The sequence below is a fragment of the Helicobacter sp. 11S02629-2 genome, assembly GCF_002272875.1.
GTDB lineage: Bacteria > Campylobacterota > Campylobacteria > Campylobacterales > Helicobacteraceae > Helicobacter_I.
Map to the genome: position 1 here is coordinate 72300 of NZ_MLAN01000001.1, position 12875 is coordinate 85174.

Consider the following 12875-nt stretch of genomic DNA (forward strand, 5'->3'; position numbering starts at 1 on the left):
TACAAATTTTGCAAAAACTTTAAAAGCTAATTAAAATTACCATAACAAAAGATATTTACATGAATGCGTGTGTAGCATTTTCACAAAGGATTATTTTGGATTTGTTTGAGTGCGGTATAGATGAAGCGGGGCGAGGATGTATCGCAGGGAGTATGTTTGTAGTGGGTGTAGTTGGGGATTTTAAGGCCTTAGAAGCCCTTGGTGTAAAAGATTCCAAAACGCTTAGTCAAAAAAGGAGAAATGCCCTTGCCTTAAAGCTTTTAGATGCACCAGAGGTCTTTTACTATGCTTATAAAGCTAGTGCTACTAAGATAGATGCTATAGGTTTAAGTGCTTGCTTAAAAGAGGCACTAAGTGAGATAAAAGTTTACTTTAGTCTACTTGTAGATGTTAGAGCTTTTGTGTTTGATGGAAATTGCAACTACGGGGTAGAAGGGATTAAAACTCTAGTAAGAGGAGATGGCCTTCATCCTTGCATAAAAGCTGCTTCTATACTTGCTAAGTACTACAAAGATGAAGAAAGTAGGTTTTTAGATAAGCGTTTTCCGCGTTACAAGCTAGCTAAGAATAAGGGCTATCTAACTAAAGAGCACTTAGAGTTTATAAAAACTTATGGCTTAACAGAGGTGCATAGGGCAAGCTATAAGATTAAAAGTTTACAAGGCTAAGTTTTATGTAAGCTAGTGCTTACCTTAAGGTAGTTTTTTTGCGTTTGTGATAGAATTTTCACTATTAAATCTTCAATAATACATAAGGAACATCTCATATGACAGGATATTTTAAAAAAGGTCTACTACTAGGAGCCATAGGACTAGGTACGCTAGGTTTTCTTGGTGCAAAAGAAGGTCCGCTTATAACTATGAAAAATGAAGGTCATTTAGCAGCCTTTTTAAACACTAACTTTAATCCTACATTTTTAGGTTTAAATGCCCAACTTAGAACAGTTTTTGGTATAGGCGATCATTGGCATGTAGGTATAGGGGCTATTGGAGGGTGGAGTATCATCCCTTATAGTAATGTGCTAGGCAGTGGTGGACAGTATCTTGATAGAGGTGATGTATCAGATGCTTATGTTCAATATACTGGCAGAGGTTTAAATATAGCAGCAGGTCGTTACTACCTTAATAAAGTTGGCTTAAAGGCAACTGACTTTATAAATGGCCCTATCCAAGGTGTCTCAGTTAACTATAACACTAGGTTTATGAACTACTACTTCCACTATATAAACTCTTTTCTTAACACAGGCTATCTTCCGGGTCGTATAGGGTCAAATCTTAGCTACATAGGCGGCTATAACCCAACTACTAAACAAAGCTTAGTCGGAGGAGAGATTTTTAACTTTGGCGTTGACTTTGCAAGAACTTGGAATAAGATCACTTTTTATATAAGCCCATGGGTATTATTTAACACAAGCAATCCTTACTCAAGCGTAGCTGGCTACTTTAAGCCTATAGCTCAAGTAGGTGCAAAAGTTAAGTTTGGTGTGCAGTTTACTCCTATATTTGATTCAAGCATCATTTTCAATGGAGGCTTTCAGTACTCAAACTTTACAGATGCTAGCTTAGCTGATAACTTCGCTGGTCTTTTAACTTTAGAATCTTTTAACACCTATAAATCAGGTGCTTGGAAGTATAACTTCGGTCTTGGTATCTTTAGTGTGCTTGGCTCTCCAACTGGAGGCAATCGCTTCTATACTATAAGTGATAATACAAGATTCTATGGTCGTTACCTAAATGGCGGTATAGGTGCTGCAAGCTACTTTGCAGGTGGTAGTCTTATAGGTTATGCCTTTGGTGGATTAGACTATAAACGTTTAAGTTTAGATCTAGTAGCAGGTGGTGGAACTTATAATGAAGTAAGTGCAGTTGGTGCTTATAAGGTCTATGTAAGATATGTTAATCAAAAAGAATACCTTGGCTTCCAAGTAGGTCTTGGCTACTCTTTTGTTAATCAGCAAGGCGCTAGTGCTAATGCTTTAATGGCATTTGGTAAGCTTTACTACTAATATCTAGCCTTAAATAACTAAATAGATTCTATAGCTATATAGAATCTATTTAAAATCTATCTTTTTTCAAACCCCAAAGCATCGATATTTTTATAATTTAGCAAGCTCAAAAGACTTGGCGTGATTGTTGTTTGTATTGCATAGTTATTTATATCATTCTTTATAACGCTTTGAAGGGCTAGGGGTGGGTAAAAAACTTATATTGCTATGAAGTTTGTCAAAGGCAAACTGTGATAATCAATTATTTAAAAAATATAAAAGCTTACAACTAAGCAGTAGAATTTTTAAGTTAATTAGAGGGCTTACTAGCACAATAATAAATAGCTAAAGTAACCCACTTAAGTTAAATAATGCCTACTTATCAAAAGTCCTATTATAAACTTTCCTGCAAAGATACTCTGTTGGATTGCAAGTAAGGATAGCGCGGTTTAGTAAGTCTTGTCTTAGTCTAAGTCTTAGGGTATCACCCCCTATACGTAAAGTCACTTCTCTAGCACTAACCCTCAAAGTATAGAATCTAAAGTCGCCTTCAAAAGGCTTTAAGACCTCTAAGGCTTCTTTTATGCTTACTTCTTGATGTTTCATATAGCTATCTACATAAAGCCTATTTAGACTAACTTGCATATCTGTTATGGTAGTGTGTGCTTGTCTATAGGCGTAAAAAGTTTCAAACTGTTTAAAGCCTAGGCTTGCAAGCACACCTAGTATCAATATGACTGCTAAGACTTCTAAAGTACTTATTTTTAGATCTCTTTATAAGGTTTTTGTCCCTCTTCATAGTAGTTATTACCCTCGCAGTCTATGGCTACTATGGCCGGGAAGTTTTCAACTGTTAGTCTAGCTACAGCTTCAGGACCTAGCTCTGGATAAGCTAGTACTTCATACTTTTTGATGCAGTTTGATATTAAAGCTGCCGCTCCTCCAACTGCCACCATGTAAACTACGCCATTTTTAAGCATATAGTCCATGACTTCTTTGCTTCTATAGCCTTTGCCTATCATGCCGCTTATGCCTTGGTCTATCATAGTTGGAGTGTATTTATCCATGCGTCCACTTGTAGTAGGCCCTGCACTTCCTATGGCATGACCCGGCTTTGCTGGGCTTGGTCCTAGGTAGTAGATAGTTTGGTTAGTAAAGTCAACTGGAAGCTTTTCGCCTCTTGCTAGGGCTTCAGTCATGGCTTTATGGGCTGCATCTCTTGCGGCTATGATGGTGCCAGTTATTAGCACAGTGTCGCCTGCTTTTAGTGTTTTAGCTGTCTCTTTGGTAAATGGAGCTTGTAATTTTACTTCTGCCATATTATTTTCCTTTAGCTTTTTATAGTGTTACGCTGTAGTGGCGTGCTGCGTGACAGTTTACGTTGATAGCTGTTGGCATCATAGCTATGTGAGTAGGGTACCACTCTACATTAACACCAAAAGCTGTTACTTTCCCGCCAAGACCTTGAGGGCCAACGCCAGTTTTATTAGCTAGCTCTTTAAGCTCTTCTTCTAGTTTGGCGTATCTTGGATCGTGATTTTTAGAATCTATTGGGCGGATAGCTGCTTTTTTAGCTAAAATTGCCGCTTTTTCCATAGTGCCACCAACCCCAACTCCTACTACTAAAGGAGGACAGGCATTAGGCCCAGCTAGCTTTACAGCTTCTAAGAAAAGGGCTTTAACGCCTTCTAGTCCATCAGCAGGCACTAGCATCTTAAGCATAGACTTGTTTTCACTTCCTGCGCCTTTTGGTGCTACAAGGATGTGTATCTTATCACCTGCAACTAGGTCTGTGTGGATGACAGCTGGAGTGTTATCAGTTGTGTTTTTTCTTTCAAAAATTGGCTCATTAACTACAGACTTTCTTAAGTAGCCATTCACGTAGCCCTTTCTTACACCTTCATTTATAGCATCATTTAGCAGTCCACCAACTATGTGTACATCTTGACCTACATCAACAAAAACTACAGTCATGCCAGTATCTTGACATATAGGCATCATGTTAGTTTCTGCAATCTTTCCATTTTCTATTAGAGTGTCTAGGATTCTTTCTCCAAGGGCTGACTTTTCGTCTTTTTTGGCCTCTTTGAAAGCGGCTTTAATGTCTGGTGTTTGTATACAGCAGGCTTTTATACAAAGGCTTGATACCGCCTCAGTTATCTCATTTACGTGTATCTCTCGCATAACCTTCCTTTATAATGTTAATTCCTTTAAAGTTAAAGCGTGTGGCTATTTTATCACTTTTGGAATCAAATGGAGAGTAATAGGGGTAAATAGCCTATAAATTAGCTGACAAAATTGTGTTAGAATCGTAAACAAACAACTTTATAATCCGCGAAGGTAACTTAAATGCACTTTATGACAAGACTTTTACTATGCAGCACACCTTTAATCTTTAGCATCGCTTTAGCTAAAGACTTAGCCCTTGCAAATACACCAGCTAGTAAGCTAGATAATCCTCAAGCTTCAAAGCTAGATGGCACTAAGGGGTCTACTTCTAAAGATAGTGCGAGTAAAAGTGATATAGATACAGCATCAGATGTGGTTGGCGGCATAGCTATACTTGTTAATAGGGAGCCTATAACTTTATATCAGATAACTAGCCTAGAAAAGTCCATGAAGATAGACAGGAAAGATGCCATAAAGCTACTTATAGATAATAAGTTAAAAGAAGAAGAAGTAAGAAGACTTAAGATAGTAGTTAGTGATGATGATGTAGATTCTCAAATTAACGCGCTTGCTAAGCAAAATCATATGAGTTTAGATCAGTTTTACACAGAAGTGGAAAAGCAAGGCTTTACTCTTAGTTCTTATAGAAAGAAGTTAAAAGAGCAGATGTTAGATAATAGCCTTTTTGGAAAGATTCTATATAGCTCTAATAATATAGGACAAGATGATGAGTTAAGAGACTACTACAACAAGCATCAAGAAGAGTTTAATATACCAAAGGCTTTAGATGTGATTAAGTACGTCGCTAATAATAGGGCCACTTTAGAAAAGTTTCTAAAGTCTAAAGACACTAAGACCTTGCCAAAAGGTATAGCAAAAGATAGTGAAAAGATAGAGTTAAAAGACTTACCGCCACAAGTTGCAGACATACTTATAGCTACAAAAGAGGGTGAGTTTAGCCCAGTTTTAGAAAGCGATACTAGTACTTTTGTAAGCTTTTTTATAACTAAGAAAGAAGATATAGAGCACATAGACTTTCAAAAAGCTAAAAACTATATAGTCCAAAAGCTAATAGCTACTAAGCAAGATCAGATTCTCTCAGAGTACTTTCAAAAAGTAAAAGCTAGGTCTAATATTGAAATATTAAGAAATTAATGCAAAGTATTATAGAGTTATACCGTGATCCAATCTTTGGCATCATCATACTCTGTGCTATAGTCGCAGTTGTTGCTATAGCTGACTATTCACGTCTTAAGTTAAAGCGTAAAAATAAAAAACATTCACTTGAAAATCTAAGCAAGAAGTTTGAAGTCTCAAACATTAATGAAGGCATAAAGCAGTTTATAAAAACTACTACTAACCCAAAAACCACCCTTTTGCCTATAGCTAAGACCTACGCCAAAGCAGGTAATCACGAACAAGCCATAAGTATCTATACAACCTTGCTAGATAATCTCAATAACACTCAAGACAAGATAGAAGTTTTAGAAGAGCTAGGTGTTAGCTACTATGATGCTGGGTTTATCCAACGTGCTAAGGGGATATTTTTAGAAGTGCTTAAAAACTTTCCTAATAATATACAAATGCTTAGCTACTTAATGAGGAGTTATGAGTTTATGGGGCAGTATCAAAAAGCCTTAGAAACTTTAACTTGTATAGAAGAGATTCAAAGCTTAGATTCCACTCAAAAGTTTTTTGATATACCAAAAAATAAAAGCTATTTAGAAGCTATGTTTGTAATATCTCACAATAAACTTTCAGGTGATGACAAGATAGACAAACTGCTTAAGATTTTATCTTCTGATGAAAGCGTGCGATCCCTTGTGCTAAGACACTTTAAGACTTATAATGTCCACTTGTTTTGGCAAGAGATGGACAAGGTAAAAAGCACTAGAAACTATATAGATATCTTATGGGACTTTAAGATAGAAGAAGTGCCTTTTAACTATCTTAATAATGAAGAAGTTTTAGATGTTTATAGGGCTAAAGGTTTTATAAGTGATGAAAAAGAAATAGAGCTTTTTGCTTTAGAGGCTTTGCGTGTTTTACATAAACACTCACATACAAAAGGAAGTCTAGAGTTTAGCTATAGATGCAGCCTTTGTCAGGGTGTGATGCCTTTTTACTCTCATAGATGTCCAATCTGTGGATCTGTAGATACTATGGTTTTAAAAATCGTGCCAATTGGCATAAAACCGATTGTACAAGGGGGCTTTTAATGAAACAGGTTAACATCTACACTGATGGCTCTAGTCTTAATAATCCGGGTCCTTCTGGCTGGTGTGCACTTTTAGAGTATAGGGATGCTAATAATAAGCTTTATACAAAAGAGCTAAAAGGTGGAGAGGCACATAGTACTAATAATAGAATGGAGTTAAAAGCAGTTATAGAAGGCTTAAAGGTTTTAAGTGAGCCTTGCAAGGTTTTGCTGCATAGTGATTCTAAGTATGTAGTAGATAGTATTAATCAATATCTTCCGGGCTGGATAAGAAAGAACTTTAAAGATATAAAAAATATAGACTTGTGGAAAGAGTATATACAAGAGGCAAAGCGTCATGAAGTAGTTATAGTTTGGGTTAAAGCCCATGCAGGACATCCGCAAAATGAACGTTGTGATATGGTTGCAAGGATGGAGGCAAGTAAGTTTATGGAATCTAGTGATGCTAGCCTTATAAGCTAGGATTAAAAGATATCTTTTTTAGTGTTATTTTTTATTTGCTCACTTAAAAAGTGGCTTTAAGAAGTTTTCTTCTTAAAGCTTTTTACTCTTATCTTGAAAATAAGATATTAGTGGCAGCCGCAGCCTCCGCCACCGCCTCCACAGCAGCCACCTTCTTTATGATCGTGATCACCACTGCCACAACCACAAGCTTCGCCTTTTAGCTCAGCTTCTGTTGGTTCTCTTGTATCCAGTACTTCTACTTGGAAGTCTAGAGTTTTACCAGCTAGAGGGTGGTTATAGTCTATTATGACCATTTCATCATTAAAGTCACTAACTGTTACTTGCACAGTTTGCCCATCTTCAGACTGACCAAAAAGACTCATACCTCTTTCTAACTCTATGTCTTCAAACTGACCTCTTGGCACTTCTTGTAAAAGCTGAGAGTTTCTTTCGCCATAGGCATCTTGTGGAAGGGCTTTAAAGCTTAGCTTATCACCTACATTTTTACCTAGTACCTCTCTTTCTAGAGCACTTATAACTTGTCCTTCACCTAGTAAAAACTCTAGTGGTTTGCCATCTAGGTTGGAATCTATAATCTCATTTGTATCTGCGTCTTTTACAGTGTAGAGGATGGATACTACTTGTTTATCTTTGATTGTGTTCATGTTTTTTCCTTGTATAAGATTATCTTTTCAGATCTTTAGCTTTTTTACCTTGCTCACTGTTTGGATACATGAGTACTAAAGTATTTAAAAATTTACCATAATTTGCGTTATCTTTTAAATATCTATAAGACCAAGCTGTGTGCCAAAGTAAGATCGGCATATAACTAGCTTTATCATCAAGAGTAACGCTTGACTTAAAGTAAGAGAGGGCTTCGTTGTAAGACTTTTTAGTATAGGCTATCTCTCCTAGGTAGAAGTTAGCCTCTGCTACGTGATAGTTTTTTTCTATAAGACGCTCAAAAAGCTGAGTTGCTGAATCTAGCTCTTTTTTTCTATAAAAAGACTTTGCTTGTCTTAAGACATCAGCCTTGCTCATCTTAGCTAGCATCTCATCTCCTAGGCTTGGCGTGCTAGGTGCTGTGCTTGCTTCTGCTTCTTTTTTTAAAGGTGCATCTATCTGATTTTGCAGGCTGATAGCATTACTTTGCAAGGCTTTAGCCTGAGTGCTTAGGGCTTGAAGCTGGGCTAGGATGTCGTTGTTTGCTTTTAGTAAGACTTCTGAAAGCGTATCTATTTTTTGATCTAAATCTTTTATGCGTTGTGAGTTTTCACCTATCTTGGTTTTTAAGTCATTAATTGATGCATCCTGTACACTTTGAGCTTTATAGTAAGAGTTCATAGTGTCTTCTAAGGCAGAAATCTTACTGCTTTGTTCTTTTAAGGCTAAGGAATCTTGCCTGCTAGTTATACTAAAGCCTTCATAAAGGCTTTTTAGGCCATCAACCCCTTGCTCTAGGCTTTGGATTCTAGACTGAAAGTCTCCTATTACAAATTGAGTTTTTTGTGTGCTAGTTTGAAGTTCTTTCATCTCTTGCTTTGTAGCCCCACTTTGTATCTCAAAGGCTGAAGGCTCTGAAGCATACAAGTGCCCAAGCAAAAGTAGACTAGTAAAAGTTACTAGAGATAAGTTTTTAGCTAAGTAGTATTTACCCACTAGCCCGCCCTTATATCTAGCCTTCAAAGCAGTTTTTGTCATCGACAAAAAGCCTACTTGCCATTAAGCACTAAGTCAGCTCTTCTATTTTCTTGGTAGCAAGCTCTTGTAGATTCTGTACATATAGGTTTGCTTTCACCAAAGCTTATAGTTGAAAGTATACTTGCATCTACACCTTGCAATACAAGTGCGTTTTTAACAGCATCGGCTCTTTTTAGACCTAGTGCGTAGTTATACTCATCAGTACCAAACTCATCGGTATTGCCTTGTATAAGTACGGCTTTAATGTTGTTGTCTTTTATAAACTTTGCATTATCCATGATTTTTTGACGCATATCATCAGAGATGTTGTACTTATCAAAGGCAAAGTGTATAGACTGGAAGGCTTTAATATTGTCATCTTTTTGGCTTACAGCAGGAGTGCTCTGAGTTACTGGTGGGGTAGGAGTTGTAGCTGGTGCTTCTGCTGGTGCTTGTTTTGCAACTGTGCTTGTACTGCTGGTATCTCCGCTGTTTGAACCTATATTTTTACCAGTTGAGGCACACCCTGCTAAAAATAATATACCAAATGCAAGAATTGCTAATTTTGAACGACTCATTGTGCTTCCTTTGTAGATAATGTTTAATTATACTTTATGTTACCAGTCAAAAGATTGGATTTTAGTAAATTTTAAAGGAAAAATAAAGCTTTTGTTAATAGAAAGCCTGATTATCCCTAAACCGCTTTCTTGTGGGGTTTGTTTTAGATACATAACTGCATCTCCATCTTTTGAGAACTTTGGCATTTGGTTAGTTCCACTTTTACTTAGTCTTCTTATATAGTCACTTTGAGTAGAAGCTAGATATAGGTTAAATACATTTAGCCCAGTATCTTCATCACTTTCCCTACTTGAATAGACTATATTGTTTTTATAAGTTGAAAGAGAGCTATTATTTTTACCATGATAGACAAGCTGGGTTATAGGGGCATTAGGTGAAAGGTCTTTTATAAATATGTTTGGATAGCCTAGTCTATCTGAGACAAAGGCAAAAGACTTATCATTATTAATAAAACTTCCATTAACATCTATACCTGTGTAGCTAGTAAGTCTAGTTAGCTTCTTATTATCTAGATTATAAAGATAGATATCGCTTAGTCCACTTGGAGCTAGACTTAAAAGTAGCTTTCTACCATCACTACTTACATCAGAAACTATAGCCATACCATTACTTGAAAGCACATCTTCATCTTTTCCAGTGTAGATATTATAAAGCCTTATATCTGCCTTATTGCCTATTTTTGTGTAGTAAAAGGAATCTTTAGAGCTATTAGCCCATTTTGGAAAGATGTTTAATCCATCTTTTATTAAGACCTTTTGGTAGGTTAGGGTGTAGTCAGATATAGATATCTCACTTTTCCCACTTCCTGTATATCTTGCAAAAACGACGTAGCCTATCATCCATTTTATAGAATCTGCACCAATTTGTACATTTATATCATTAGCTATATTGTGTGATATAAAAGGAAAGAGATCAGCTGTTGGCTGCTCGTAAGTCTTTTCTAGTAGTGGAGTTTCTAAGTCAGTGCTTGTATCATATAGCTTAAGAGTAGCTTTTATAGTGCCAAAACTTCTACTAACTGATACTTCTGCTAGCAAACCTATATCTTTTAACTTTAGGTTGTTTAGGTAGGTTGAGTTTAAAGAAGAAGCACTTGTGTTTTCAAAAGTGATATTATTAAAGTGCCCGCTAACCTTTAAGTCAGTAAGCAACATCTCTATCACTCTTTGATTTATAGAAGATGTATCTGATGTAACTACTTGAATGCTAGGTAGCTTGTTTATGTTTTTTATAATGTCAATTGTGGGGTCTCCAACTTCATTATTGCTTGTGGCAGTGTTAGGTTGGGCAACAGCGGCACTAGGCGTGCTAGATTCCATATTAGATGGTATGGTGGTATTTGTGACTGCAACACTTCCTGGGATACTTAAAGAATCTATTGCAGGAGTAGCTAGCAAGAGCCCCAATGTTAACAGTATAAAAGTTATTAGCTTCATTGATACCTCTTTTTAGTTGTTTATTTTAGTTACAAAGTTTATGATTATTTCTACGCGACCATTTATCGGTTTTGGAAATTGTACACTCTGCAAGCTTTGCAAAAAGTTAATGGTTTTAGTATTAAACTCATCACTATCTGATCTAGATTCTAGATACATATATCTGAAGTGACCCTCGCTATCTATAGATACTCTTGCACTAAGCTTTGCTTGCTCATAGAAGTTAGAGTTCCACTTTGAGTAGATTAGGTTTTGTACTTCTGCATACCACTTATCATAAATACCTTTTTGATCTGGGGCAATATTAGCACTTTTGTCAACTTTTAGATTCAAAGATAGGCTATCTTTTACTTTTTGATTTAAAGTTGAGCTAGTGGCTGAGACATTTTTTATAGTTTCTTGTAAGGCAAGATTATGCTGCTGTAAGATTGCTAACTCTTTTTGTTGCTGTTTTCTTCTAGCTTCTAACTCTTGCTGTGCCTTTAGTCTTTGTTCGGCTTGCTGTTTTTGTAACTCTTCTTGTTTTTTTAACCTATCTTGTTTAAGTCTTTCTTGGATATCTGAACTTGGAATATTTGCAAACATATCACTTAAATTTATAGAAGGCTTAGGTGGAGTTGGCAAGGATATATCTTTGTCTTCAGGGGTGTTTTGTACTTTAGGTAAGACACTTTGAGGAGTTAGTGAACTAACTTCTAAGCTTTTTTGTTTTAACTCTTCAGGTGGCATATTGCTAAAAACATCAATCTCAGACTTATCAGAGTAGTGCTTTAACTTTTGGACTTTATAAAAATTAATACTTGCTATAACCAAAAAAAATACTATTAGCACATAAATGATAACTGAACTTATAGCGCTTATTAGACACAAAAGGGGATTAGTTATATTTTTCTTACTAAAAAGATTACCATTAGAAAGATTTTGCTTTGGATGTGGTGATAGCAAGCTTAGATCTATATCTTTATCCATTACACTTATACCTTAACCTTTTGCCCTTAGTCGCTTGTGACCAAGGCTACCTTGCTAAAACCAACATCTTTTAAGACCTTTAGTAAAAACACTACATCACCATAAGCTATAGACTTATCTGCCCTTATATATACTTGCTTAGTTTTATCATAGCTTTTTGATTTTAAAGCTAGGTTATCTGGGAAGGATAAGAAGTTATAGGTATCTTTACCCATATAGATTTTTTTATTTTTATCCATCCTAACAACTAGCATATCAGAATCATTTGCCTTTTGGGTCTTGGAGCCATGAGGCAAGTTGATGCTTTCTTTATAGACTATAGTAGGGGTTGTTACCATAAGGATAGCTAGTAGAACTAGCATAATATCAACCAGTGGAGTGATGTTTAACTCAGGTTTTTCATCCCACTCAAATAGTTCATCTTGCATGATTTACACAACTATCTTTTATTGATGTTTAAAGATATGTCAGCTTGTGCTTGAAGCAGAACTGATAGTTCTAAAAGTTTGCGTTTTAGGATTAAGTAAAAAGAGTAGGCTGGTATGGCTGCTAGGATTCCACAAGCTGTGGCAACTAGAGCTTTTGATATAACTGGTGCTATAACGTCAAAAGTAGCATTTCCACTTACACCTAGTTTTGAAAAAGCATCTAATATCTCAACTACTGTTCCAAAAAGTCCTATAAAAGGTGCAGTTGAGCTAACTACACTTAAAAAGGTGAAGCCAGCACTAGAGGCTTTTAGAATCTGATTCTTCCAAACACTTAACATCTCTTTAGAAAGAGGGGCATCGTTTTTAAGATTGTTAAAAACTGCACTTTTGGGTGAGAAAATATTACCAGTTAGTAGCATCTCTAATGAAAGATTTTCTCTATCTTTAACATTTTTTATCAAGAACCACTTGTATATAAAAAGCCAAAAAGTAGCTATGAAGTAGATAGAAAGCCATATGATTACCAAAATAGTGATTATGCTACTAGTAGCAAAAAAATTAATAATAGATTCCATTTATTTAGAAGCCACTTCAAGTTTATGCATAGCATTTGCTATTAATAATTTATCACTAGTTGCAGATTCCAGTAAGGCTTTTGCATCTTTTAAGAACTCAGATATCTGAGAGTTATCTTTGCTTTTTAAACACACGGCACTATCAATTAGTGCGTTTACGTGATTGTTTGATATCTCTACATAACCCCAGTTTATGGCTACTAACTCAGTAGATCCATCAAGATGCTCTATTTCAACTATACCAGTGGTCAATAAAGCCAAGAGATCAGAGTGTCCTTTTAACACGCCAAACTCACCTTCTTTTCCCGGTAGATATACATGCTTAATAGGACCATTAAACATTTCTCCATATGGGGTAACGAGTGCTAAGGTTAAATCATTCATCGCTTT

16 protein-coding genes are annotated in these 12875 nt (G+C 36.0%); 5 read left to right on the forward strand and 11 right to left on the reverse strand.

The window, feature by feature from the left end:
- The first annotated feature begins 95 nt into the window (after positions 1 to 95).
- Both BKH40_RS00315 and BKH40_RS00320 read left to right on the forward strand, forming a co-directional pair.
- Positions 96 to 668, forward strand: coding sequence for a ribonuclease HII (locus BKH40_RS00315; RefSeq protein ID WP_257842457.1), 573 nt, complete (start codon positions 96 to 98; stop codon positions 666 to 668).
- Between the two features lie 98 nt (positions 669 to 766).
- Positions 767 to 2005 (forward strand): hypothetical protein, encoded by a 1239-nt coding sequence (locus BKH40_RS00320; protein WP_095275803.1) that lies wholly within the window; start codon positions 767 to 769, stop codon positions 2003 to 2005.
- Between the two features lie 354 nt (positions 2006 to 2359).
- On the opposite strand, the gene BKH40_RS00325 is transcribed toward BKH40_RS00320, so the two are convergent.
- From BKH40_RS00325 to BKH40_RS00335, 3 genes are read right to left on the reverse strand one after another with little or no spacing between them, the layout of a single operon-like run.
- On the reverse strand, positions 2360 to 2716 hold the full coding sequence (locus tag BKH40_RS00325) for a hypothetical protein (protein ID WP_095275804.1): 357 nt from the start codon (positions 2714 to 2716) through the stop codon (positions 2360 to 2362).
- A 32-nt stretch (positions 2717 to 2748) separates the two neighbouring features.
- A complete protein-coding gene (locus tag BKH40_RS00330) occupies positions 2749 to 3303 on the reverse strand; it encodes a Fe-S-containing hydro-lyase (RefSeq protein WP_095275806.1) in 555 nt (184 codons plus the stop codon).
- Positions 3304 to 3322: 19 nt separating this feature from the next.
- Positions 3323 to 4168: a fumarate hydratase gene (locus BKH40_RS00335; protein WP_095275808.1), complete on the reverse strand. Its 846-nt coding sequence runs from the start codon at positions 4166 to 4168 to the stop codon at positions 3323 to 3325.
- 165 nt (positions 4169 to 4333) lie between these two features.
- Here BKH40_RS00335 and BKH40_RS00340 point away from each other — a divergent pair, with 165 nt between their 5' ends.
- From BKH40_RS00340 to rnhA, 3 genes are read left to right on the forward strand one after another with little or no spacing between them, the layout of a single operon-like run.
- Entirely contained in the window at positions 4334 to 5308 is a 975-nt protein-coding gene (locus BKH40_RS00340; RefSeq protein WP_095275810.1) for a peptidyl-prolyl cis-trans isomerase, read from the forward strand.
- Positions 5308 to 6372, forward strand: coding sequence for a tetratricopeptide repeat protein (locus BKH40_RS00345; protein WP_095275812.1), 1065 nt, complete (start codon positions 5308 to 5310; stop codon positions 6370 to 6372). The genes BKH40_RS00340 and BKH40_RS00345 overlap by 1 nt, the downstream gene beginning before the upstream one ends.
- A complete protein-coding gene (gene rnhA / locus BKH40_RS00350; RefSeq protein ID WP_095275814.1) occupies positions 6372 to 6833 on the forward strand; it encodes a ribonuclease HI in 462 nt (153 codons plus the stop codon). Before BKH40_RS00345 ends, rnhA begins: the two co-directional genes overlap by 1 nt.
- A 107-nt stretch (positions 6834 to 6940) precedes the next feature.
- On the opposite strand, the gene BKH40_RS00355 is transcribed toward rnhA, so the two are convergent.
- From BKH40_RS00355 to atpC, 8 genes are read right to left on the reverse strand one after another with little or no spacing between them, the layout of a single operon-like run.
- Positions 6941 to 7480 carry a peptidylprolyl isomerase gene (locus tag BKH40_RS00355; RefSeq protein ID WP_095275815.1) on the reverse strand — a complete coding sequence of 180 codons (540 nt, stop codon included), beginning with the start codon at positions 7478 to 7480 and terminating at the stop codon, positions 6941 to 6943.
- A 19-nt stretch (positions 7481 to 7499) separates the two neighbouring features.
- On the reverse strand, positions 7500 to 8516 hold the full coding sequence (locus tag BKH40_RS00360) for a tetratricopeptide repeat protein (RefSeq protein ID WP_257842458.1): 1017 nt from the start codon (positions 8514 to 8516) through the stop codon (positions 7500 to 7502).
- 11 nt (positions 8517 to 8527) lie between these two features.
- The gene (locus tag BKH40_RS00365; protein WP_095275817.1) at positions 8528 to 9073 is read right to left on the reverse strand and encodes an OmpA family protein; all 546 of its coding nucleotides are present in this window, start codon (positions 9071 to 9073) and stop codon (positions 8528 to 8530) included.
- Positions 9074 to 9112: 39 nt separating this feature from the next.
- Entirely contained in the window at positions 9113 to 10510 is a 1398-nt protein-coding gene (gene tolB, locus BKH40_RS00370) for a Tol-Pal system protein TolB (RefSeq protein ID WP_257842459.1), read from the reverse strand.
- 12 nt (positions 10511 to 10522) lie between these two features.
- Positions 10523 to 11479: a TonB C-terminal domain-containing protein gene (locus BKH40_RS00375; RefSeq protein WP_095275819.1), complete on the reverse strand. Its 957-nt coding sequence runs from the start codon at positions 11477 to 11479 to the stop codon at positions 10523 to 10525.
- Positions 11480 to 11505: 26 nt separating this feature from the next.
- Positions 11506 to 11907: a biopolymer transporter ExbD gene (locus BKH40_RS00380; RefSeq protein WP_095275821.1), complete on the reverse strand. Its 402-nt coding sequence runs from the start codon at positions 11905 to 11907 to the stop codon at positions 11506 to 11508.
- A gap of 11 nt (positions 11908 to 11918) precedes the next feature.
- On the reverse strand, positions 11919 to 12485 hold the full coding sequence (locus BKH40_RS00385; protein ID WP_095275822.1) for a MotA/TolQ/ExbB proton channel family protein: 567 nt from the start codon (positions 12483 to 12485) through the stop codon (positions 11919 to 11921).
- A complete protein-coding gene (gene atpC / locus BKH40_RS00390; RefSeq protein WP_095275824.1) occupies positions 12486 to 12869 on the reverse strand; it encodes an ATP synthase F1 subunit epsilon in 384 nt (127 codons plus the stop codon). It abuts the gene before it with no gap.
- Positions 12870 to 12875: the final 6 nt, after the last annotated feature.

What these genes read in the sequence shown, in the direction of transcription:
- BKH40_RS00320 (WP_095275803.1), top strand. Translation starts at nt 767, where the DNA reads ATGACAGGATATTTTAAAAAAGGTCTACTACTAGGAGCCATAGGACTA.
- BKH40_RS00330 (WP_095275806.1), bottom strand. Translation starts at nt 3,303, where the DNA reads ATGGCAGAAGTAAAATTACAAGCTCCATTTACCAAAGAGACAGCTAAA.
- BKH40_RS00335 (WP_095275808.1), bottom strand. Translation starts at nt 4,168, where the DNA reads ATGCGAGAGATACACGTAAATGAGATAACTGAGGCGGTATCAAGCCTT.
- BKH40_RS00340 (WP_095275810.1), top strand. Translation starts at nt 4,334, where the DNA reads ATGCACTTTATGACAAGACTTTTACTATGCAGCACACCTTTAATCTTT.
- BKH40_RS00345 (WP_095275812.1), top strand. Translation starts at nt 5,308, where the DNA reads ATGCAAAGTATTATAGAGTTATACCGTGATCCAATCTTTGGCATCATC.
- rnhA (WP_095275814.1), top strand. Translation starts at nt 6,372, where the DNA reads ATGAAACAGGTTAACATCTACACTGATGGCTCTAGTCTTAATAATCCG.
- BKH40_RS00355 (WP_095275815.1), bottom strand. Translation starts at nt 7,480, where the DNA reads ATGAACACAATCAAAGATAAACAAGTAGTATCCATCCTCTACACTGTA.
- BKH40_RS00360 (WP_257842458.1), bottom strand. Translation starts at nt 8,516, where the DNA reads ATGACAAAAACTGCTTTGAAGGCTAGATATAAGGGCGGGCTAGTGGGT.
- BKH40_RS00365 (WP_095275817.1), bottom strand. Translation starts at nt 9,073, where the DNA reads ATGAGTCGTTCAAAATTAGCAATTCTTGCATTTGGTATATTATTTTTA.
- tolB (WP_257842459.1), bottom strand. Translation starts at nt 10,510, where the DNA reads ATGAAGCTAATAACTTTTATACTGTTAACATTGGGGCTCTTGCTAGCT.
- BKH40_RS00375 (WP_095275819.1), bottom strand. Translation starts at nt 11,479, where the DNA reads ATGGATAAAGATATAGATCTAAGCTTGCTATCACCACATCCAAAGCAA.
- BKH40_RS00380 (WP_095275821.1), bottom strand. Translation starts at nt 11,907, where the DNA reads ATGCAAGATGAACTATTTGAGTGGGATGAAAAACCTGAGTTAAACATC.
- BKH40_RS00385 (WP_095275822.1), bottom strand. Translation starts at nt 12,485, where the DNA reads ATGGAATCTATTATTAATTTTTTTGCTACTAGTAGCATAATCACTATT.
- atpC (WP_095275824.1), bottom strand. Translation starts at nt 12,869, where the DNA reads ATGAATGATTTAACCTTAGCACTCGTTACCCCATATGGAGAAATGTTT.